This window comes from Syntrophorhabdaceae bacterium (assembly GCA_035541755.1).
Taxonomy (GTDB): domain Bacteria; phylum Desulfobacterota; class Syntrophorhabdia; order Syntrophorhabdales; family Syntrophorhabdaceae; genus PNOF01.
The window spans coordinates 1-20,424 of record DATKMQ010000103.1 but is presented as its reverse complement, the minus strand read 5'-3'; the positions used below and the strand labels follow the sequence as shown (position 1 = coordinate 20,424).

The following is a 20,424-nucleotide window of genomic DNA, read 5'->3' as shown; positions in this document are numbered from 1 at the left end:
GGGCTGAACTCCTCGATATGCAGCAAGGATGCGTGGCGACAATCGGCCAGAAGATGACATTCAAGCTTGATTTACACTTTAAGCGAAAGGAATTGGTAACAAACAATGGGAAAGGCGCCTGACTTACGAGAAATTTTTGACCCTCCTGACGAGATAGTCCAGGCAGGCTTGATTGGTGATCTTATTTTCTTTGTTGGAGCAGGCGCGTCTATGCTTCTTGGTTTGCCGTCTTGGTCTGGGTTAGCCGTCAAAGTCCTTGAAGACTTACGTAAGAACGGGTATTTGAATTATTCAGAAATCGAGCAGCTAAATAGGCTCGATCCTAAGAAGCAGTTGTCAATTGCACAATTAATTGCTAAGGATAATAACTATGAATTGGATCTTATAAAACATCTTACTGGTAAAAGCGAAGGCGATAGTATTTATAAAGCCATTAATGACATAGGCTGCTCTTGCGTAACAACAAACTATGACGAATTATTGGCCCCTCGCTTCGTTGACACGAAAGATGGATCTGCAACCGCAACACCGGTGAATCGAGCATATAATAGAGATCGGTTTTTCGCGAAATTGCTAAATGAGCCTGGGACGGTCGTTCATTTACATGGTGCAATTAGTGAACCTGAAACAATGATTGTTACTACGAAGGACTATCTTGATAATTACGATCACAAAAATGTCCAAGAATTCCTGGGGGAATTATTTGAAAAAAAGACCGTCTTATTTCTTGGATACGGTCTGGAAGATACAGAAGTATTAGAACATATATTAAGAAGGGGATCAGTAGAACCGACCGGTAATAGAAAGCGCTTTGCATTGCAGGGTTTTTTCATGAGTCAAAAACCGCTTTATGAAAATCTTCATGCTTACTACGAGAAGTCATTTGGCGTGCACCTGCTAGGCTTTATCCGCGATCACGAAGACTACCAATGTCTGGAAAAGATAATAAAAAGCTGGGCAAATCAAATTAAGGTACGCAAGCCTCCGTTAGCTGTTGATCACGATTTTATGAATGAGGTTCTTGATGGCGAGTAAGCTATCAGTAGAAGAACTGGATTTATTGCAACGTATTAATGAGAAGGAAGAGCTACGCCCCCTATTTTTCCGTAAAGTGAAGGGCCTGAAATGGTTCGATCCTCTCGCAGAGCTGGGCTACTTTAGACCAAACGCAAACCCAAAACCTGTGCCCGCTAAAGAGGAAGGATATGTGATTATACCATTTTGGTTCACCGTTGATTATCTTGTTAAAACAGTCCCAGAACTCGCTGATGAGAAGAATCGACAATATGCTGAAAAATTCCTTCGGGTTCTTACGGACGTTACTGTTTACGCTAAACAAAATGAGATTAGTAATTACCGCACTTGGTGGCAATTTGCCGAAATAATCTCCCAAGTACCACATGATTCCATTCCTATTGAAAATATAGATATTGTCGATTACTGGCTAGACGATAAATATGAACGCGGACTTGTTGCTCAGGTTATTGGTGAAAAGTGGTTGCCAAAATTGTTGCAAATAAACGATGGCCACGCATTGCAACTAGCCAGGAGAATTATCGAACTTCTCTATAAAGTAATATTCGTCGAAGGTGAGCGTGGTGAGAAAGGAAAGAAAGAAACCTCTCTGAGATTCGACTATTATCACGCTCAGCAAATTACTGAAAAAATAGCTGCGCTAGCCGGCGAAAAATTAGGTTTAGACGTTATTGAAATATTCGATGCCTCCTTAAAGAAAATACTAGATCAACTTAAAAATGATTTATGGTCATCATATTGGCAACCAGCTATCGAAGACCATGAACAAAATAAGTACCGAGAGCATGCAGAGAACATATTAATCCGGGCGTATCGTGATTCGATAGGTGGTTTCATGCGTATCCACCCCCATGAGGCATCCGAATGTGTCAAAAACATGCTTGCGTCAAAATACCAAACTATTCAGAGGTTGGCTATACACGTAATCACTAGAAATTATCACTTATTTACAGATGTAGTTGGCCGACTACTGGATGAGAAGTATTTGGATAGTAACCATCGACATGAGATGTGGCATTTTTTAAATAAAAGCTACCCGCATTTCTCAGGCCTACAAAAAGCAAAAGTGCTTGAATTAGTATCTGGTATAACAACGTACGATGACAAGAATGAATATCATGCTGGTGCATCAGCCTACAATAAAGCCATTTGGTTTTCTGCTATAAAGGATCATGGAGATAGGGAAGCACAGCTTTATGCAAACAATATAGAAATAGCAAAAACAGAGCCAGATCACCCCGATTTTTCTAGCTTCATGTCAGCAGGATGGGGGGGTAGAAAATCACCCAAAACTCTCGAAGAATTGCAATCACTATCAATTGGTGAGTTGGCTCAGTATTTAGAAAATTACAAAGATCCGGGTGGGTTTACTGAGCCCGGTTTAGAGGGGCTAGTAAAGGTCTTTAAACAATTAGTCAAAACTACGCCACTTAATTTTTATCTTAACTTAAGCAAATTCATCAGTCTTGATTTGGCATATATATACGAAATTATCGAGGCTTATGGGGACTTATGGGCGGAGAAGGCTAAAATACCCTGGGATGAAATATGGAGAAAATTACTCGAATTCTGTTTGGACGTTGTCACGAAAGAAAGATTTTGGGAGCCTGAGAATGCAGAACAGAAATTATTTGTTGGGAACCGATTTTGGATAGTAAGTAGTATCGGGCGATTGATAGAGGCTGGTACAAAATCAGACGAACATGCATTCAACGAGGAGTATTTGAAGGATGCGGAAGAAATACTTGCACATCTATTAAATCGGGAGAAGGGGAACGAGTATAAAAAGGATAGCGATGCCGTATTTATATCTATTAATAGTCCTCGGGGGCGTTGTCTTGAGGCCCTAATTAATTTGACGCTACGTTCATGCAGGCTTGCAGATCAGAACAACAATAAAGATCACTCAGAGGTTTGGTTGCACTTTCAACACTATTACGATTCCGAGCTGGATCGTGCGGATTCAGAAAATCCCGAATATGAATTTGCTACGCTAGTGACTAACTATTTGCCCAATTTCTTATATATGTCAAGAGAGTGGGTGCTTGAAAACCTCAACAGAATGTTTGATCAAAATAATTATCTGAAGTGGCTGTGTGCCATGAAGGGTTATGCTTATGTAGGAACTATATATCAGGAAATTTATAAATATCTAAAAGAGCATGGCGACCTATTAAGAGCACTCGAAGATGAGAATATTAGAGAAAGAGTAGAAGAAAAGGCAATTCAAAATATTGCTGTTGCCTATATAAGTGATTTTGAGTCTTTCGAGGAAGACAATAGTCTCATTAATACATTAATAAGCAGGAATGACCATGAAGAAATAAGCCATTTAATATGGTTTATGTGGACTCTCAGAAAGAAAGGCGATGACAAACTAAAAAACAAAATTTATGAGTTGTGGCCCAAGATTCTGCACAATACTGATTTATCGACAAGGGAAGGACGAAGGATGGCCTCGCAGCTATGCCACTGGACTGTATTTGTCGAGCAGATCGATGAAGAAAGAAGACAACTACTTCTCGCAATAGCACCTTTTTCCGATGAATCTCACAATTCGTATGAGCTATTAGTAAGTATTTCCGAAATCAGCGAGACGCAACCTTTCGAAGCCCATGAAATTTGGATGAAGATGTTAGAAGGCTCTGCACCAGATTATCCAGAAGAAGCTGTTAGAATCATATTTACTAATTTACTCAAAATGGGCCCTGAAGGGCTGCGAAAAGTTAGAGAGGCGGAAAGTGAGTACCTTAAGAAAGGCAACGATAGACCTTCACTTTGGTTAAGAGAGATTAGGCAACAACAGTTGACATAAGGTAGCTTAAGAGAAAATCAAGATACTGCATAACAATGCGCCGTTGCAGAAAAGTCACTCGCTAGTGTTCCTAAATATTCGCGGTGAGTATTGTCTGCCATATCTGTATCTTCAATTCCTATCCAATCAATAATGTGAAGATTAGCAGGTGAAATCGCTAATTCAAGAGAGTCTCAGGCCGAAGAGATTTGCGATGGATGATTAGGCGCGTGAGTGCCGGGGATCGCAGGCGTACTGAAGTGTACGTCGAAGAGTCACGGTACGAAGCGCAACGAGATCAGGCGCGAAAAGATCGAGGCCAGATGGCACCATGTTTGTTTTAATCTAGGCTGAGACATCATCAGCCGATTAAAACAAACATTATGGACGCGGATGCAGCTTAGCGCGCGTAACTATGTCTGCCACTATCTGCTCCCATTCTATAGCCATGATGTGGATGCCCGCCACGCCCTTGATTGATTTCACGCGCTCTATAATCTCCAGGCATATGTTCACGCCTTCCTCGGCGACCTTTTCTTTGGCCACGCCTTTTAGACGCGCGATATGCTCATCGGGCACGTCCATCCCGGGGACGGACTTTTTCATGTAATTTGCCATGCCGATTGATTTATATGGCGTAATACCTGCGAGGATATACATCCTTTCGTGGACGCCGAGATCGCGGACCATCTCCATCCACTTCTCGAACTTGTCCACATTGAACACACACTGGGTCTGGACGAACTGGGCGCCTGCTGCGGCCTTCTTAGCAAGACGCATGGCGCGTATCTCAAACGGATCTGCAAAGGGGTTCTCGGCGCAGCCGATAAAGAGATTTGGTTTGCCCTTGACGTCTTCGCCGCTTATGAATTTGCCCTGGTTTTTCATCTGTGACACAGTCTGAATGAGCTGCATGGAATCGATATCGAAAACGTTCTTTGCCGATGCATGGTCACCGAAGGTCTGGTGGTCGCCGGAGAGGCAGACGAGGTTGTTGATACCGAGTGCGGCCGCACCCAGCACATCACTCTGTATGGCGATACGGTTTCTGTCGCGGCAGACCATCTGCATGACCGGATCGAAGCCCATTTCCTTCAAAACCAGGGATGCGGAAAAGCTGCTCATCCTGACCACGCTCGTCTGGTTGTCAGTCACGTTCACGGCATCCACATAGCCTTTGAGAAAGGCGCCCTTCTTCCGGATTACTTCGGTGTCGGCGCCGCGCGGAGGGCCGCACTCGCCGGTCACCGCAAAGGCCCCGCTTAAGAGAACTTTTTCCAGATTGCTCTCTGTGCTCATATCTTCAAGTCCTCCCTGATCCTTTTTCTCGGACCCCCGTCTCTCGCCGTTGACCAATTCTTCACGGGCTGAATTTCCATATATTTTTCCATCATATTCATCTCTTTCATTTTTTTGACGATGAGCTGCCACACGCAGGGCGTATCTTTGTTTACTTCGCAGGAACCGCCGACCTGAGATCCCCCGCAGGGACCGTTGAAAAGACTCTTGGCACAGCGCGCCACGGGACAGAGCCCGAGTGTTTTGTCGAGCACGCAGTTGCCGCATCCCTGGCACATCTCTTTCCACACGCCTTGTTCTTCAGAGGAGCCCATAAAGGTTGTGTTCACCGCGGGCACCACATATTTATTCGGATACGTTCCGGCTACGGTCTGGACGCCGCACCCGCAGGCCATGGAGATCACGACCTCATAGTTGTCTATCAAGGGTTTCAACTCCTCGGCATATTCGGGGTCGCACTGCCTCTCGAGCGTGTGCTCTTTCACTTCTACGGGCACGCCGTCTTTGGCGCGGGCCATGCGTATCTCCGATGCGAGCACTTCCACCTCTTTTGTGCCGCCCACGGAACAGACCGTGACGCACTCGTTGCACGCCACAAGCAGAATTTTTGTGTACGGCGCGAGCATCTTCATAATCTCGTCAAACGGTTTTCTGTCTGCTACTATCATGATAACTCCTTTATTCTGCGGGACTGCCCTTCCCGTTCTCTGTTTGTTTGGTTTCTTTGGTTTATCTGATTGAAACCATACAAACCATTCTTGTTCATCTGGTTTCTCTGGTTTTTTTGGTTTATTTGGTTGAAACCAAACAAACCGTACAAACAAGACAAACCCGACAAACTATTATCTCTGTTTGTTTGGTTTCTTTGGTTTATCTGGTTGAAACCATATAAACCTGACAAACAAGACAAACCCGACAAACCTTCTTTATTTATTTGGTTCATATGGTTTGTTTTGTTTATCTGGTTGAAACCATACAAACTATTCTTGTTGATCTGGTTTCTCTGGTTTTTTTGGTTTATTTGGTTGAAACCAAACAAACCGTACAAACAAGACAAACCCGACAAACTATTATCACGTATTTGGTTCATTGGTTTCCTGGTCCCTGATCCCTGGCCCCTGATCCCTGCTTTGCAGGATTTGGTCCGAGTGCCTTTATCTTCTCTCCCATCTCGCGCGCTGCCTCGGCAAATCGCTGGCCCTGGGCAGAAGACAGATTGTACATAGCCACGCGCTCGCCGCCGATGCCGCATTCATCAAGTAATTTCTTTACGTATTCCACGCGTCTTTTTGCCTTGAGGTTGCCCACCAGATAATGGCAATCGCCCTCCAGACAACCCACGAGACAGACGCCGTCTGCCCCGTTTTCAAATGCCTTCATCATAAGCATAATATCGACCCTGCCTGTGCAGGGCACCTTTACGATCTTGATGTTGGTCGGATACGTAAGTCTCATCGAACCTGCCAGGTCCGCGGCCGCGTATCCTCAGTATTCGCAACAGAAGGCTATGATATCCGGTTCAAAATTGCCCATCAATGCTCCTTGTGACACAGCGAATAGTTGGGTTTGGAGCGACAAAGCGAGTTCGAGAATTGAGCGCAGATGAATCGTAGCAAGGGTAAAGCACCCGCAGCGCGAGCAAAGGAACTGGTTTCCTTGCTGCAGATTTCAAATCTGATATAGTCTGTTTACTGCTCATCGTTCTATCTCTCCACACAGAGCGCTTTCGTCTTCTCGATAAGCTGCGCGTCCCTGTAATGCATAAGATCGATCGCCTTTGCAGGGCATTCGGCCACACAATTGCCGCACCCCTTGCACTTGCTGATATCTATTTCGGCCTCACCCTTTTCGTTTATGACCGGGACGGAATATGGACATGTCCTGACACAGGTGAGACACGCGGCACACTTGTCTGCATCCACGGTCGCCACCACACCGCCCACGGCCATGGTGTCCTTTGCAAGGATGGTGAGCGCCCTGGCTACGGCGCCTTCAGCCTGGGTAATGCTCTCCTGAATGTTCTTGGGCGAATGGGCGAGTCCGCAGAGAAACATGCCGTCGGAGGCAAAGTCCACGGGCCGCAATTTCATATGGGCCTCGAAGAAGAAGCCTTCATTTGTCCTCGGCACTTTGAGAAGAGTGGCCAGCCCTTTGTTGTCGCCTGCCACGATGGCGCTACTCAAGACTAAGAGATCAGTTTTGAATGTGATATTCTCGCCCACAGACGGTTCAAAACAGGCTATGGAAAGTTCACCCTGCTCATTCTTTACCACGGGAGGGTTCTCCGGCTCGAAGCGGATGAACCTGACACCCAGGTTTCTCGCCTTGAGGTAATATTTCTCCAGAAAGCCGTAGGTCCTGATATCCCGGTACAGGATAACTACATCGGTATTCGGGTCTTTTTCTTTGATGTCGATGGCATTTTTCACGGCCAGGGAGCAGCACACCCTGCTGCAGTATGGTCGTTCTTCGTCCCGTGAGCCCACGCACTGCACCATGACGCAACGCTGAAACTGATGCAGTTTTCCTTCCGCATGCGCGTTCTCGAATTCGGTCTGCGTCATAATGCGCGGATCTTCGCCGTAGAGATATTTGCCGTGGGGTTTAAATTCCTCGCCTCCCACCGCCACCACGATGATACCGTGCTCAATGGTCTTTCTTTCTTTTGTCGGTCCGATTGCGATCTCTGTAGAAAAATTACCCTTAAACCCGGAATGGCCTACGATTGTGGCCTCGCGCTCCACATGGATCAACGGATGACTGAGAACCTTCTCGACCGTATCCTTGAGGAACGCCTGCACATCCATGCCGTCCACGGTGTGGTATATGTGTCTCAAGTTCCCGCCAAGTTCCGCGTCTTTTTCGATGAGGAAGACCTCGAAGTTCTGACCGGCAAGTTTAAGCGCCGCCGTCAGGCCGGCAATGCCGCCGCCTGCCACGAGCGCCCTGTGGTTCACGTGGATCGTGACTTCTTTGAGCGGCCGAATGTAGTTGGCATTGGTGACCGCCATTCTCACCAGGTCTTTTGCCTTTTCGGTGGCGCCCGGTTTGTCCTGCATGTGGACCCAGGAACATTGATCGCGGATGTTTGCCATCTCGAAGAGGTATTTGTTAAGGCCCGCCTCCCGTATAGTTGCCCTGAAGAGCGGCTCATGGGTACGGGGTGAACAGGATGCCACGACCACGCGATTGATCTTGTATTCGTCGATGACCCTCTTCATCTTGTCCTGCGTATCCTGAGAACAGGTAAAGAGGTTTTCATCGGACAGCACCACATTGGGTAGCGTCTTTGCGTAGGCCTGCACCTCCGGCACATTGACCACGCCGCCGATGTTAATCCCACAGTTACAGATGAAGACGCCGATTCGTGGCTCTTCTTCATCCACATTCTTTTCTTCGGGCAGCTCTAGGACCACGAGGTCTTTACCCCGGGCGTCCGCTATGATAGATGCCGCTTCACATGCCGCGCCCGCGGACTGCATGACCGTCTCCGGGATGTCCTTGGGCGATTCCGCCGCACCGCTCACGTAGATGCCTTGCCGGGAGGTGATAAGAGGACTACCCGTGTCAGTCTTCACGAAGCCGTATTCGTTGAGCGCCACATCGAGCACCGACGAGAGTTTTGCGAGCGTCTTCGGCGGCCTCAACCCCACGGAGAGCACGAGCATATCGAACATCTCGGTCTTGAGCACGCCGTCCTCATCGATGTAGGTGATCTCCACGTCTTTGGTCTTAATGTCTTCGAGCACGCGCGATATGGTCGATTTTACGTAGCGGACTCCGTACTCGTTCTTTGCCCGCTCATAGTACTGGTCAAAGCCTTTACCGAAGGCCCGTATATCGATATAGAAGATGGCGGCCTCGATATCCCGCTGGTGTTCCTTGGCAATGACCGCCTCTTTTGTGGCGTACATGCAGCACACGGACGAGCAGTATTCGTTTACTTTGTCGCGGCTCCCCACGCACTGAAGAAAGGCGATCTTTTTGGGTATCCTTCCATCGGAGGGGCGCATGATCACGCTGCCCGTGGGTCCGGTTGCCGAGAGGACACGTTCAAATTCGATGCTCGTCAGCACATTGCTATAGATACCGTAGCCTAGTTCTTTCTTTGCGTTCGCGTCGTATTCATCAAAACCGGTGGCGATGATGATGCTCCCCACGTTGATCTTTTCTTCGGTAGGTTCTATGAGGTAGTCAATGGCTTGAGGCTTGCAGAATTCCTCGCAGATGCGGCATCCGAGGCACCGGCGACAGTTAAGGCATCGCTTTGCCTCCTCCATCGCTGCCTCTGCGCTTAGCGTCAGATACACCTCGTCAAACCCCTTACGCTCCGATAGCGGCACTTCCGGGATGAGCACGCGGGCCTTCTTTTCGATCACCTCCGGCACGTCTTCGACGAGCTCATCTTCTTTTGCAAGTCGACCTGCCTTGATATCTTTGCCCGCGAGATATCGGTTGATGGATTCGGCGGCAACCTGTCCCTGATTGATTGCGTCGATGGCAAGCTTGGGACCCGTTGCCACGTCGCCGCCGGCAAAAACGCCTTTGAGCGTGGTTTCGAGGGTTACGGGGTCTGTCTTGATTCTGCCGTCACGGTAGATCTCCAATCCGTGAGCGTCCTTTAGAAAGCCCGTATCCATGGCCTGCCCGATGGCGAGAATCACTGTGTCCGCATCGAATGAAAGGGTAGTGCCGTCGTCGTAGCAGGGACTGAAACGACCGGAGGCGTCGAATACGGCAGTGCACCGTTTGAATTCTATGCCGGTGAGCTTTCCGTCACGTGCGAGGATGCGTCTTGGCCCCCAGGATGTATGGACTTGAACCCCTTCGGATACGGCCTGGTCGATCTCCCAGGTGTGGGCGGGCATCTCGTCCCAGGTCTCAAGACATGCCATATGCACGCGCTCGGCGCCGGATCTTACAGCGGTTAAGGCCACGTCTATGGCCACGTTTCCGCCGCCGATAACAAAGACCGTCTTTCCAAGAGGCATGGGTGTGCCTTTATTGACGCTGCGGAGAAAGTCTATGCCGCCCAATACGCCTTGAGCGTTTTCGTTCTCTATTCCTAAGCCTCTGCCTCCGTGAGCGCCAACAGCAAAGAAGATCGCATCGAACTTATTCAAGAGATCTTTGACTGCCACGTCCTTGCCAACGAGCGTGTTGTACTTTACCTCAACGCCCATCTTTTCGATGATAGAGACTTCCCGCGCGAGCTCCTCCTTGGGGAGCCGGTAAGCCGGGATGCCAAGATAGAGCATGCCTCCCAGCTTGTCTTGGGCCTCGAAGATGGTCACGGCGTGACCCGATTTGCGAAGTTCAATGGCGCAGCTCATACCCGCGGGACCGCCGCCGATCACGGCTATTTTCTTGCCGGTATCCGGGCCGATCTCAGGTATTGGGGCCTCTCTTTTGCCCTTCTCAAAATCGGCCACGAACCGTTTTAGCGCGCAGATGGCGATGGGCTGCTCGACCTTGCGTCCGCGCAGGCACTCGTCCTCGCACGGATGCGCACAGATGCGGCCAATGATGCCGGGGAAGGGAAGTCGTTCCCTGATCAAATCGAGTGCTTCGAGGAAGCGCCCTTCGGCGATGAGTCCCACGTAGTCCCGGGCATTTAAGTTCACGGGACAGCGGTTCACGCAGGGGGCGATCTGTCTGTCGATCATATACGTGGAAGGGATGGCCTGGGGAAAATTGATGAATGCGGCACTTTTTTTGGAGAGTCCCTCATTGTAGTCGGCCTTGACTTCTAGAGGACAGCTTGGGGCGCAGAGTGCACAGGAGGTGCATTTTTCGGGCAGGACCCTGCGGGGCCTTCGTTTCAAGGTAACGGTGAAATTACCCGGCTCACCCTCTAAGGCCACCACCTCTGAATTCATGAGTAGCTCTATGTTCGGGTTTCTTCCAACTTCCACGAGCTTGGGGGCCATGATGCACATGGAGCAGTCGTTCGTAGGAAATGTCTTGTCGAGCTGGGACATGCTGCCGCCGATGTTCGGTTTCTCGTCAGCGAGATAGACGCGAAAGCCCGCCTCCACAAGGTTGAGCGAGGCCTCCATGCCGCCAATGCCGCCGCCGATAACGAGAACTTTTCCTACCTTATCCATGCCGTCTCACTTTTTCCTGAATGTGGCATCCCGCTCCTGGTGATGCGCTATTTCAACGAGATTTTTTCTCATGAGGTCTTTTATTGCAGCGAAGACTTTCTCCCTTGACAGACCGATTTTTTCGGAAATTGCAGGTATGGTACTGTCGCCTCTCGAGAGTATCTCCAGTATGCGGGTCCGCTCATAGGTCGCGTCCAGAAGCGGGTTAAAGACGAGAGTGAACTGCCTCTCGGTAAACTTCTCTTTGTACACATTCCCCTCACGCACAAGATTTTCTCTCTTGCCGATTAACCGCTCAAGGCGCGCCGCACCGTCCGGATCGTGTGTTTTTATAAAGGCAATCTTTTCCGTCACGTCCATGATCTCTTATTCCTGGGTCTTAGTTCCCTTCATTTCTTTTTCACCTTATCCGCGAGGCCATCCACCGGTATGATGTGCGATGACCCGCCAGCAATCTTCCCAAAAAGCGCGAGTTCATAGATCTCGGTCAGGAAGAGCACAGGGAGGTTCTTGTCCGTTCTGCCGAGATAGGGGAGGAGGTCCAGGTTCATCTGGCAGAGAGGGCAGGGCGTGACGATCATATCCGCGCCTACCGAGATCGCCATATCCATGATCTTCCCGGATAGTCTCGTGGTCACATCCTTGTTCGTGAGGGTCTTACTCGCCCCGCAACATTCCATCTTATAGGGCCAGACCACCGGGTCTACCCCGGTCACCCAGAGCAGGTCGTCCATGCTCGTAGGATTCTCCACATCGTCAAATACATCGACCCCGGGTATGCGCGTGAGCACGCAGCCGTAATAAGGCGCTACTTTGATGGCGGAGAGGTCGTAGGCGATGCTTGCGGCGATCCGTTCAAGGCCCACGTGGTCGCGGAGCACCTCTATAATGTTCTTGACTTCGACTGTGCCCCGGCATTGAAGGGGTGCGATCATACTATTCACTTCCTCACGCAGGGTAGCATCCTTTCGGATTGCATCATTCGTGATCTTTGCCCGGTTATAGCAGGCAGAACAGGGCGCAAAGAAATGGTTCCCCTCACCTTCTGCCACGGCTATGTTGCGGGCGGATAGCGCGTGGGCGAGCCTCTCGTCGATCGTGTGTGCAGCGGAAGCCCCGCAGCATGACCAGTCATCGAGTTCTTTGAGGCCGATCCCGTAAAAGGAGAATATCTCCTTGAGAGACGCCTCGTAGAATTTGCTCGAAGTCTTCATGGAGCAGCCGGGATAGTAGGTCAAGGTGATCATTTAGTGTACCTTCGTAAATAGCGGGGCCAGGGTTCTGGGGCCGGGGGTCAGCAAAGACAGACCTATCATAGCTTCTTCTCCAAAGATCTACGTAACCCGTTAATCAATTTTCCCACAAGATTTGTCTTATCCAGCAGTAGGGATAATCCGGCATCATTAATGTAGCTCAAACGGTTTGCAATTTGGAGGTGGGTCTCTAATTCTGCCAGAGAGCCATAGGCAATAGCCAAGTGCTGCAGAAACTCCTTGGTATGCCCTCTCGATCTGCCCTCGGCAATATTTGCGACAACAGAAACGGCCGCCCTTTGTAATTGGCTTGATAGACCAAAGGTCTCGTTCTTAGCGAAATTTCTTGTAGCCTTATAACACTCGACGACCAAATCCATGGCTTGCTTCCATGCGTCCAGATCTTGATAGCTCTTTATCTTTTCCGGCCCGAGATTCTCAATTCCTGAGCCCCGGTTCTCTGATTTTGCTGACCCCCGGTCCCTGAACCCCGACCCCAATTTCGAGTTATTCACCCTTATCTCCGCTCTTCGTTCTCGTGAAGATCTTTTTCATCAACTTCTTATCCTTTATATTATGGGGCAGTATGCCCATCCTTCCTTTTGTGAGCATGCCGAGACCCATTTTCGTATCGCTGAAAAAATCCTTCTTGGCGAGCTTGTAGTGCATGATCGCTTCGAGTTCGTGCAGTCTGCCATGTTTCTTCACGCTGTCAAGGAAGTATCTGTAGAAGGCCCAGGTGTCGCGCTCGGCCTCCCGATGCTCGGCCACAGCGATCTTCCGTAAAGTATCGAACACATGAGCAATATCTATATCGTTGGGGCAACGGACCGAACAGGTTGTGCATTGGAGGCAGGTCCAGATGGTTGCCGAAGCGAGCACTTTTTCTCTGTCGCCGAGGATGATGTGGCGTATGATCCTGTGAGGATAAATATCCATTTCACCGGCTACGGGACAGCCTGTGGTGCACTTGTAGCATTGATAACAGGCCGATACCTTTTGCCCCGATTTATCTTCAATTTCATTCAAGAATGTAAGGTCATTCACAGGATACCAACCCCTTGCATGTTTCTCTGCAGCATCAATTCAAAAACGTTTTTCGCCCCGGTGCGAATTTAGTTACGCGATGCAGCGCTGCGTGGTAACTGGCAGAAATAATTATATATCATAAGCATTGAAGAAAGGCAATATGCGCGAATACAGGCAGGAATGGGCCTTTTTAACCGGTAGGCGATATTGTGGGTTATTGTTGACGTCGCGTAAAGACCGTGGTTTCATGCCAATCGAGAGTTGGCGTGCCGGCCTTGTCCTTGACAGTCCGCTGTTATGCGATTAGAGATAGACAGGAACTGCAGGGCGGGTTTAAGGAGGGCGATATGAAAGTCAGGATCAATGACGAGGAGTGCGTGGGAGACGGAAGCTGCGTAGAGATTTGTCCGGATCTCTTCAAGATGGTTGGAGACCTGGCGGTCGTGAAGATGGAGGAGGTGCCCGAGAAGCTTGAGCATCTGTGCAGGGAAGCGGCCGAGGCCTGCCCGGTTGACGCGATCATTATTCACGAGTAGTAAGGGTAAGCGGCGAGATAGAGCCGGATGGCCGCGTGGGTCGACATGGCTATCGCACCGTGAGGGATGACGCGTACCCGTAAAATGGAGGATCATATGAATTACCAGGCATTACGTGACGCGGTGACCCTGGCCGGGAGGTTGCAGCACGTCCTGATCGGCACGGCCAACCGAAAAAAAGAGCCCCATATCGCCGCGGCCGCCGTTCTCAGGCAGGTCGATGAAACGCACGTGACAGCGAGCGCTTGGTTCTGTCCCACGACCGTGGCGAATCTACACGAAAACCGGGCCGTCTGCCTTGTGATCTGGGACAGGGAGTCTGACCGGGGTTTCCAGCTCACCGGCCAATCGGAGAAGATCGAAGATATGGCCATGCTTGATGGGTATGCTCCGGCTTTCACCGAGAAGATCACCGTTCCTCAAGTGGAAAGATCAGTCCTCATTCGCGTGGATAGGGTGATAGATTTCAAACATGCCCCTCATAATGACATTGAGGATTAAGAACACTCGCTTAAGGCCCCGCCAACGTATCCAATACTGAAGACGCGCGCATCCGCAAGGTTGACACGAGATTTCATCCCCCGAAATCAGGTAAAAAGGGCTGAGAGAATAACCGCCAGGATGCCGGACAAAAATATCCCATCGAAGGTGCCGGCCCCGCCGATGGAGGCGATGGGCGCACCGAGTTCCGAGATCTTTTTCAAATTCAGTATGTCGGCACCGATGATCGTTCCCAGACTCCCCGCGATATAGGCCACGATAGGTGCATGCTCGCGGGCCACGATGACCGAAACCACCGCAGCGAGAAACGGGGGCAAAAAGAAAGGCAACGCGATGCCCACACCCGGCACGGGCCTCGCAAGCCGGTAGGCCGCGAAGGTAACGCATGCCGTGGCGATCAGGGCCTGAAGGTAAAGACTCGTTTTGAATAACAGGAAGGCCGATATGGCACAGGGCACAACGGCGCCACCCACGTTCACGGCGATCACGGTGAAGTTATTCCTCACGGCAGGAACAACGTAATGAAGGCCGAAGAATCTTGCCCTCCTCCGTGTGGTCATGGTCTGTTGCCGGACCTTCTTCACGGGAATGTTGATGAGACTTCCGAGAAAGCTCGCGAAAAGCGCCCCGAACACATAATGGGATGGGATCCCGATTTTTTCGAAGGCGAGCGCTATGACGTTAACTTGAACCATGGTGAAGACGAAACCGATGATGACGAAGAAGATCACCATGAAGAAAAAAGAAAGCGGCGAAAAGAACATTATTGATCCCCCTTACATTTCGTCCTGCCATAATCTAATACATGGATGGGGAATCTTCATGAGCCGGGTTGACGAGGCGAGCCATTGTCCTCTTCCGTATGACCTTCTATTACGGGGAGGAAGACTTATGAGAGATATCTTGCCCAGCCCGAAGAAGAACTCGCCCTGTTACGCCTTCTTCCTGAGTATCATGGATCCGAAGCCCCCGACGAGAGAAATGGCAGCGGCGAGGAGGAAGGCATAGGTAAAGGTGCCTGCCGAATCCTTTATCCATCCGGCTACAGCCGGACCAAATGCCTGGCCCACCCCGAAGAACAGGGTGATAAAACCGAGTCCGGCCGGGGCGAGCCTTCCGCCTACGGCGTCACCAGCCGCAGCCGCCATGATCGTGGGTATGGAAAAGGCGGCTAAACCGAATACCACGGCCGAGATATAGAACCCGGTGTAGTCTTTCCAGAAAACGAAAACCAGATACGAGAAAGCCAGGGTAAGGTAGGCGAGCATGGACCCGAGCCTTCTCCCCAGGGCATCCGATATACCTCCCCAGATAACGCCGCAGAAGATACTGAAAATACCGAGCACGGCGAATATTCGTCCCGCAGCCACCGGACTTACCCCCAGTTCTTTGGTAAGATAAGCCACAAAAAACGTGAGGTATATTATGTACGAGAAGCCATACATGAAGTAGACGCATCCGAGTTTCCATATCTCTCGCTCGACGACCACATCCTTGAAGGCCGAAAACAGCGTCACCCTCACGCCGCCCTTTAATGCTTCTGTGCCGCCGAGCTGGGAAATGCCTTTGTCCGCCGGACTGTTCCTTAAGAAGCCATAGCAGAGAAAGGCGAGCGCGAACACGACAATCCCCATGAAATACCACGCGTATCTCCATCCCTCTTTCCCGTAAGCGGAAATTATGGGAGGAAGGATAATCCCTGCGAGAAAAAGCCCGATGCCGATACCTCCGGACACGATGCCAGTAGCAAGACCTCTCTTTTTCGCCACGAACCAGGCCGCAGGCAACGCCATTATGGGGACATAGCTTCCCCCGTTACCAGCCCCGGCAAGAAGCCGCATGAGAAATGCAAAAGCGAAGGAATTGGAAAGACCGGTGAGAAAGAGACTTACGCCGATCACAACAAGGGATACGAACACGACTCGCCTCACCCCGAACCGGGCCGCCAGAAATCCTCCCATGATCGCGAGACAGAGATATCCGATGAAATTGCCCGTGGCGATATAGCCGGTCTGAGTGTAGGTAAGGGCGAGGCCGTCCTTCATAGAAGGCAGTATCACGGAATAGGACATCCTGCCGAGGCCATGAGCGAGAATCGTCACCAATGTTCCCGTGAGCGCGATGATCCATGCATAATGTATCATGATGGACACCCCCTTTTTTTCATTCTCAAATTTTGCATTCGGATTGTCAATGGTTTTTAGAGGAAGGTCCGATATGGCAGTGAAGGATGGCGTAAACGGGCGAGCGAACCAGATCAACCGGATAAACCAGATAAACCAGACAAACCAGACAAACCAAACAAACCAGACAAACCAGACAAACCGATTTTTCTCCCACCTCAGGGACCCGTTGTAATTTCACTCTTCGGGCCGATTGTGGTATACCTTTCACATGGAAAACCCCCGCATACGATTCATTGAAGCGATCCCCGTAGTTGAGGAAGGCCAGGAGCTCATCGTTCTTAAGGATACCGAGGGGATCACGGAGAATGCACTCGTTGTGTCGCGAGAGGTGGCCTTCATGATCTCTCTCATGGACGGCTCCCGAACCATAAGAGACATACAGCTCGATTTCATGCGGACTGTCGGTGAGCTTGTCTATATCGAGAAGATCGAAGAGCTGGTTCGCACCATGGATTCGCACCTTCTTCTTTTGAACGACAACTTCAGGGCTCGTTTTGCCGCGCTGCGGGAAGAGTATGAAAAATCGCCGGTACGCCCCGCTGCTCTCGCGGGCAGAAGCTATGCCGCGAACAGAATGGAACTCATCACCTTTCTTACTGAGATGTTGAAAGGAGGCGTTGACGGTTGTGCGGAAAAAGGCGAGATGACAGGCATGGTAGCGCCCCACATCGACTATCCGAGGGGCATGAGCGTCTATCAGAAGACCTATCCCCACCTCAAAGGCTGCGCCGCGCCTCTTATAGTTATCCTGGGCACGTGCCATCACCCCACCGAGAGGCTTCTTTCCATATCGCTTAAGGACTTTGAAACGCCGCTTGAAACCATCCCCCATGCGAAAGATGTGGCCGAGCTCATCCGCGAAAACCCGGTCCTCGAGAGATACATAGACGAATGGCCCCACAGGAACGAACATTCGATTGAATTGCAGCTTCCGCTCATACAGTTCATGATGCAGCACGACTTCGAGATGCTACCCATTCTTACCGGCTCCATGCATGAGTACGTGGAAGGAGAGCGAAATCTTGATGACGGAGAGATCGACGAGGTTGTGACAAGTCTAAAAGCGGTGCTCGCCGCCTCAGGCAAACCGTTTATAATCCTGTCAGGCGCAGACCTGGCCCATATCGGGGCGCAATTCGGAGATACCTTTACCCTCCACGATGCGACCCTTGCCCGTTCAAAGGCCCGCGATGAGCTTCTGCTTGAATCCATAAGAAAGGTCGATGCTCAAGGATTCTTTGAAGCGATCAAAGAAGAAAAGGATGAACGGCGCATATGCGGCCTCACGCCGATCTACTTTCAACTCAAGCTGCTCGCCGGAGGCCGCTGCGATATTGTGGGCTACGACCAGTGGACAGACGGCAAGTCATCGGTGAGCTTCGCGGGCGGTGTCTTTTACAAGTAAATCTATTCCCCAATGAACTGTGCGGTGAGCTCGCGTGAGCGGGGACGGTTATCGAATTCGGCAAGCACCACCTGCTGCCAGGTTCCGAGCAGGAGTTTTCCGTCTTCAAAAGGCACGGTGAGCGATTGTCCGGTCAAGCTTGCCCTGATATGGCTGAAGCCGTTCGCGTCACCCCAGGTATCGTCATGATGATAGTGTGGGTTCGAAGGTGCGAGCTTCTCGTAGAATTCACCTATATCTTTGATAAGGCCCGGTTCGTACTCTAAGGTCAAGATGCCGGCGGTAGAACCGCAGACAAAGACGGTCACGTTACCGATTTTTAACGCCGTTTCTTTGAGCGCTTGCGACAGAGAACCGGTAATGTTTATGAGATCGCCGCTCCCTTTGGTTTTGAAACCAATCTTCTTGTGTATGATCTTCATGGGTACGTCCGACTTGTGGAGGGCAAAACTGGTCGGGAAGACAGGATTTGAACCTGCGACCCCAGCGTCCCGAACGCTGTGCTCTACACCATACTGAGCTACTTCCCGAGGCTATATACATACCATGACTGGTAAGAAGAATTCCATTGATTTTTCCCTGGGGATCATGTAACTTATTTCACATTCTGAAGAGGAGGCAACGTATCATGGCAGACAAGAAACCCATCCGTATTACCGATTTAACGTTGCGGGATGGCCACCAGTCGCTTTTCGCGACGAGGATGACCACAGAGGACATGCTTCCCATTGCGGAGAAAATGGACAACATTGGGTTCTATTCTATGGAAGTCTGGGGAGGTGCTACCTTCGATGTCATGACCCGGTTCCTCAACGAGGATCCTTGGGAGCGCGTGAAGATCCTCAAACAGAAGATGCCCAAGACCAAATTCCAGATGCTGCTTCGCGGACAGAACCTCGTCGGGTACCGCAACTACGCCGATGACGTGGTCGAGGCCTTCGTGGAGAAGGCCGCTGAAGTGGGAATCGATATTTTCAGGGTCTTTGACGCGCTGAACGATGAACGTAACTTTATCGCCGCTTTCAAAGCCATCAAGAAATGCGGAAAGCATATTCAGGGCGCAATCTCCTATTCGCTTACCGAGAAGAGACTCGGGGGGCCTATTTTCAACGTAAAATACTATGTAGACAAGGCAAAGAAGATTGAAGACATGGGTGCACACTCTCTCTGTATAAAAGACATGGCCGGGATCATCTCTCCCTATGACGCGTACGACCTTGTGTCAGAGCTCAAATCCAGCATTTCCATCCCGGTGCACCTCCATACCCATTATACGAGCGGTATGGCTTCCATGGCTCTGCTTAAGGCGATCGAAGCCGGAGCCGACGGCGTCGATACCTGTCTTGCCCCTTTTGCCCTGCGGTCTTCCCATAGCGCCGTGGAACCCTTTGTGGTAACACTGCAAGGCACCCCGCACGAGACAGGCTTTGATCTTGAGGCCATCGCTGAAATAGACGATTACCTCGAATCCATTGTTCCCAAATACATGAATTTTGCCGATACGACCCGTTTTTCCGTTATCGACATCGGCGTTCTCATGCATCAGATACCGGGCGGCATGATCAGCAATCTCGTGAGCCAGTTAAAACAGGGAAAGGCGCTCCACAGGCTCAAAGAAGTGTACGAAGAAATACCCGCCACCCGCAAGGACCTCGGATTCCCCCCGCTTGTCACCCCCACGAGTCAGATTGTGGGTGTGCAGTCCGTATTCAACGTTATCGCGGGCCGCTACAAGATGATCTCCAACGAGGTCAAAGATTATTTTTACGGCCTGTACGGTAAACCGCCGGTAGCGGTGAGCGAGGAGATCAAACAGAAGGCGCTTAAAGGTTATGCCAAAGGAAATACTCCCATCGACACTCGGCCGGGTGATGTTATCGAACCGGAACTTCCCAAGGCGAGGGAGGCGGTGAAAGACATAACGAGCGACATGGGCGATATTCTCATCTACGCCCTGTATCCCATGACGGGTCTTGAATTCCTCAAAAAGAAATATGGAAAATCCTCCTGATAGCAGGCGCTAAGCTGTAAAAGAAATAAAGAACGTTTCGAGATTAAAACCGGGCAGCAAATCCGTTGCCCGGTTTTATTATTTGCGTCTCGATTGGCCGCCATGCGTTGAAAAAACGGAGCCGCTGTAGTAATCTACACTCATGAAAGAAATCGTCATTGCCGTGGGTACAAAGGAGAATATCCAGGAAGATATCCAGGTCCTTGCCGCGGAACTTCACAAAGAACCCCAAATCCTCGTTGCGTCCGGAAAGGACATAAAAAAGACC

General features: G+C 50.3%; 18 protein-coding genes and 1 tRNA gene. 7 read left to right on the top strand and 12 right to left on the bottom strand.

Features of this window, described 5'->3' with window-relative positions:
• The first annotated feature begins 105 nt into the window (after positions 1-105).
• A complete protein-coding gene (locus VMT62_10650) occupies positions 106-1,035 on the top strand; it encodes an SIR2 family protein (protein HVN96880.1) in 930 nt (309 codons plus the stop codon).
• On the top strand, positions 1,025-3,850 hold the full coding sequence (locus VMT62_10645; GenBank protein HVN96879.1) for a hypothetical protein: 2,826 nt from the start codon (positions 1,025-1,027) through the stop codon (positions 3,848-3,850). The genes VMT62_10650 and VMT62_10645 overlap by 11 nt, the downstream gene beginning before the upstream one ends.
• Positions 3,851-4,210: 360 nt before the next feature.
• On the opposite strand, the gene VMT62_10640 is transcribed toward VMT62_10645, so the two are convergent.
• The 8 genes from VMT62_10640 to VMT62_10605 form a co-directional block, all read right to left on the bottom strand.
• Positions 4,211-5,128, bottom strand: a complete 918-nt coding sequence (locus VMT62_10640; protein HVN96878.1) for a methylenetetrahydrofolate reductase — start codon at positions 5,126-5,128, stop codon at positions 4,211-4,213.
• Entirely contained in the window at positions 5,125-5,796 is a 672-nt protein-coding gene (locus tag VMT62_10635; protein ID HVN96877.1) for a methylenetetrahydrofolate reductase C-terminal domain-containing protein, read from the bottom strand. Before VMT62_10635 ends, VMT62_10640 begins: the two co-directional genes overlap by 4 nt.
• Before the next feature lie 418 nt (positions 5,797-6,214).
• Positions 6,215-6,661 (bottom strand): hydrogenase iron-sulfur subunit, encoded by a 447-nt coding sequence (locus tag VMT62_10630; protein ID HVN96876.1) that lies wholly within the window; start codon positions 6,659-6,661, stop codon positions 6,215-6,217.
• Between the two features lie 170 nt (positions 6,662-6,831).
• Entirely contained in the window at positions 6,832-11,235 is a 4,404-nt protein-coding gene (locus VMT62_10625) for an FAD-dependent oxidoreductase (protein HVN96875.1), read from the bottom strand.
• A gap of 6 nt (positions 11,236-11,241) precedes the next feature.
• The gene (locus VMT62_10620; protein HVN96874.1) at positions 11,242-11,595 is read right to left on the bottom strand and encodes a helix-turn-helix domain-containing protein; all 354 of its coding nucleotides are present in this window, start codon (positions 11,593-11,595) and stop codon (positions 11,242-11,244) included.
• Positions 11,596-11,624: 29 nt separating this feature from the next.
• Entirely contained in the window at positions 11,625-12,482 is an 858-nt protein-coding gene (locus VMT62_10615; GenBank protein ID HVN96873.1) for a CoB--CoM heterodisulfide reductase iron-sulfur subunit B family protein, read from the bottom strand.
• Positions 12,483-12,547: 65 nt separating this feature from the next.
• Positions 12,548-13,003 carry a four helix bundle protein gene (locus tag VMT62_10610; protein ID HVN96872.1) on the bottom strand — a complete coding sequence of 152 codons (456 nt, stop codon included), beginning with the start codon at positions 13,001-13,003 and terminating at the stop codon, positions 12,548-12,550.
• On the bottom strand, positions 12,996-13,535 hold the full coding sequence (locus VMT62_10605; GenBank protein ID HVN96871.1) for a 4Fe-4S dicluster domain-containing protein: 540 nt from the start codon (positions 13,533-13,535) through the stop codon (positions 12,996-12,998). Before VMT62_10605 ends, VMT62_10610 begins: the two co-directional genes overlap by 8 nt.
• Positions 13,536-13,864: 329 nt before the next feature.
• Between VMT62_10605 and VMT62_10600 the strand changes: the two genes are divergently transcribed.
• Positions 13,865-14,053 carry a ferredoxin gene (locus tag VMT62_10600; protein ID HVN96870.1) on the top strand — a complete coding sequence of 63 codons (189 nt, stop codon included), beginning with the start codon at positions 13,865-13,867 and terminating at the stop codon, positions 14,051-14,053.
• 96 nt (positions 14,054-14,149) lie between these two features.
• The gene (locus VMT62_10595) at positions 14,150-14,554 is read left to right on the top strand and encodes a pyridoxamine 5'-phosphate oxidase family protein (GenBank protein ID HVN96869.1); all 405 of its coding nucleotides are present in this window, start codon (positions 14,150-14,152) and stop codon (positions 14,552-14,554) included.
• A gap of 86 nt (positions 14,555-14,640) precedes the next feature.
• Here VMT62_10595 and VMT62_10590 read toward each other — a convergent pair whose 3' ends face one another.
• Together VMT62_10590 and VMT62_10585 are read right to left on the bottom strand one after the other, a co-directional pair.
• A complete protein-coding gene (locus tag VMT62_10590; GenBank protein ID HVN96868.1) occupies positions 14,641-15,318 on the bottom strand; it encodes a DUF1614 domain-containing protein in 678 nt (225 codons plus the stop codon).
• A 168-nt stretch (positions 15,319-15,486) separates the two neighbouring features.
• Entirely contained in the window at positions 15,487-16,698 is a 1,212-nt protein-coding gene (locus tag VMT62_10585; protein HVN96867.1) for an MFS transporter, read from the bottom strand.
• Positions 16,699-16,771: 73 nt separating this feature from the next.
• Here VMT62_10585 and VMT62_10580 point away from each other — a divergent pair, with 73 nt between their 5' ends.
• Together VMT62_10580 and amrB are read left to right on the top strand one after the other, a co-directional pair.
• The gene (locus VMT62_10580; GenBank protein HVN96866.1) at positions 16,772-16,912 is read left to right on the top strand and encodes a hypothetical protein; all 141 of its coding nucleotides are present in this window, start codon (positions 16,772-16,774) and stop codon (positions 16,910-16,912) included.
• Between the two features lie 36 nt (positions 16,913-16,948).
• Positions 16,949-18,145: an AmmeMemoRadiSam system protein B gene (gene amrB / locus VMT62_10575; protein HVN96865.1), complete on the top strand. Its 1,197-nt coding sequence runs from the start codon at positions 16,949-16,951 to the stop codon at positions 18,143-18,145.
• 2 nt (positions 18,146-18,147) lie between these two features.
• Here the strand turns inward: amrB and VMT62_10570 are convergent, their stop codons facing one another.
• Together VMT62_10570 and VMT62_10565 are read right to left on the bottom strand one after the other, a co-directional pair.
• Positions 18,148-18,567 carry a secondary thiamine-phosphate synthase enzyme YjbQ gene (locus VMT62_10570; GenBank protein HVN96864.1) on the bottom strand — a complete coding sequence of 140 codons (420 nt, stop codon included), beginning with the start codon at positions 18,565-18,567 and terminating at the stop codon, positions 18,148-18,150.
• Between the two features lie 29 nt (positions 18,568-18,596).
• Positions 18,597-18,675: transfer RNA gene (locus VMT62_10565), tRNA-Pro, on the bottom strand.
• Positions 18,676-18,773: 98 nt separating this feature from the next.
• Here VMT62_10565 and VMT62_10560 point away from each other — a divergent pair.
• Entirely contained in the window at positions 18,774-20,156 is a 1,383-nt protein-coding gene (locus VMT62_10560) for a pyruvate carboxylase subunit B (GenBank protein HVN96863.1), read from the top strand.
• Positions 20,157-20,424: the final 268 nt, after the last annotated feature.

Excerpts from the sequence above, each read along its gene's own strand:
- VMT62_10650 (HVN96880.1), top strand. The coding sequence starts at position 106 with ATGGGAAAGGCGCCTGACTTACGAGAAATTTTTGACCCTCCTGACGAG.
- VMT62_10645 (HVN96879.1), top strand. The coding sequence starts at position 1,025 with ATGGCGAGTAAGCTATCAGTAGAAGAACTGGATTTATTGCAACGTATT.
- VMT62_10640 (HVN96878.1), bottom strand. The coding sequence starts at position 5,128 with ATGAGCACAGAGAGCAATCTGGAAAAAGTTCTCTTAAGCGGGGCCTTT.
- VMT62_10635 (HVN96877.1), bottom strand. The coding sequence starts at position 5,796 with ATGATAGTAGCAGACAGAAAACCGTTTGACGAGATTATGAAGATGCTC.
- VMT62_10625 (HVN96875.1), bottom strand. The coding sequence starts at position 11,235 with ATGGATAAGGTAGGAAAAGTTCTCGTTATCGGCGGCGGCATTGGCGGC.
- VMT62_10620 (HVN96874.1), bottom strand. The coding sequence starts at position 11,595 with ATGGACGTGACGGAAAAGATTGCCTTTATAAAAACACACGATCCGGAC.
- VMT62_10615 (HVN96873.1), bottom strand. The coding sequence starts at position 12,482 with ATGATCACCTTGACCTACTATCCCGGCTGCTCCATGAAGACTTCGAGC.
- VMT62_10600 (HVN96870.1), top strand. The coding sequence starts at position 13,865 with ATGAAAGTCAGGATCAATGACGAGGAGTGCGTGGGAGACGGAAGCTGC.
- VMT62_10595 (HVN96869.1), top strand. The coding sequence starts at position 14,150 with ATGAATTACCAGGCATTACGTGACGCGGTGACCCTGGCCGGGAGGTTG.
- VMT62_10590 (HVN96868.1), bottom strand. The coding sequence starts at position 15,318 with ATGTTCTTTTCGCCGCTTTCTTTTTTCTTCATGGTGATCTTCTTCGTC.
- VMT62_10585 (HVN96867.1), bottom strand. The coding sequence starts at position 16,698 with ATGATACATTATGCATGGATCATCGCGCTCACGGGAACATTGGTGACG.
- VMT62_10580 (HVN96866.1), top strand. The coding sequence starts at position 16,772 with ATGGCAGTGAAGGATGGCGTAAACGGGCGAGCGAACCAGATCAACCGG.
- amrB (HVN96865.1), top strand. The coding sequence starts at position 16,949 with ATGGAAAACCCCCGCATACGATTCATTGAAGCGATCCCCGTAGTTGAG.
- VMT62_10570 (HVN96864.1), bottom strand. The coding sequence starts at position 18,567 with ATGAAGATCATACACAAGAAGATTGGTTTCAAAACCAAAGGGAGCGGC.
- VMT62_10560 (HVN96863.1), top strand. The coding sequence starts at position 18,774 with ATGGCAGACAAGAAACCCATCCGTATTACCGATTTAACGTTGCGGGAT.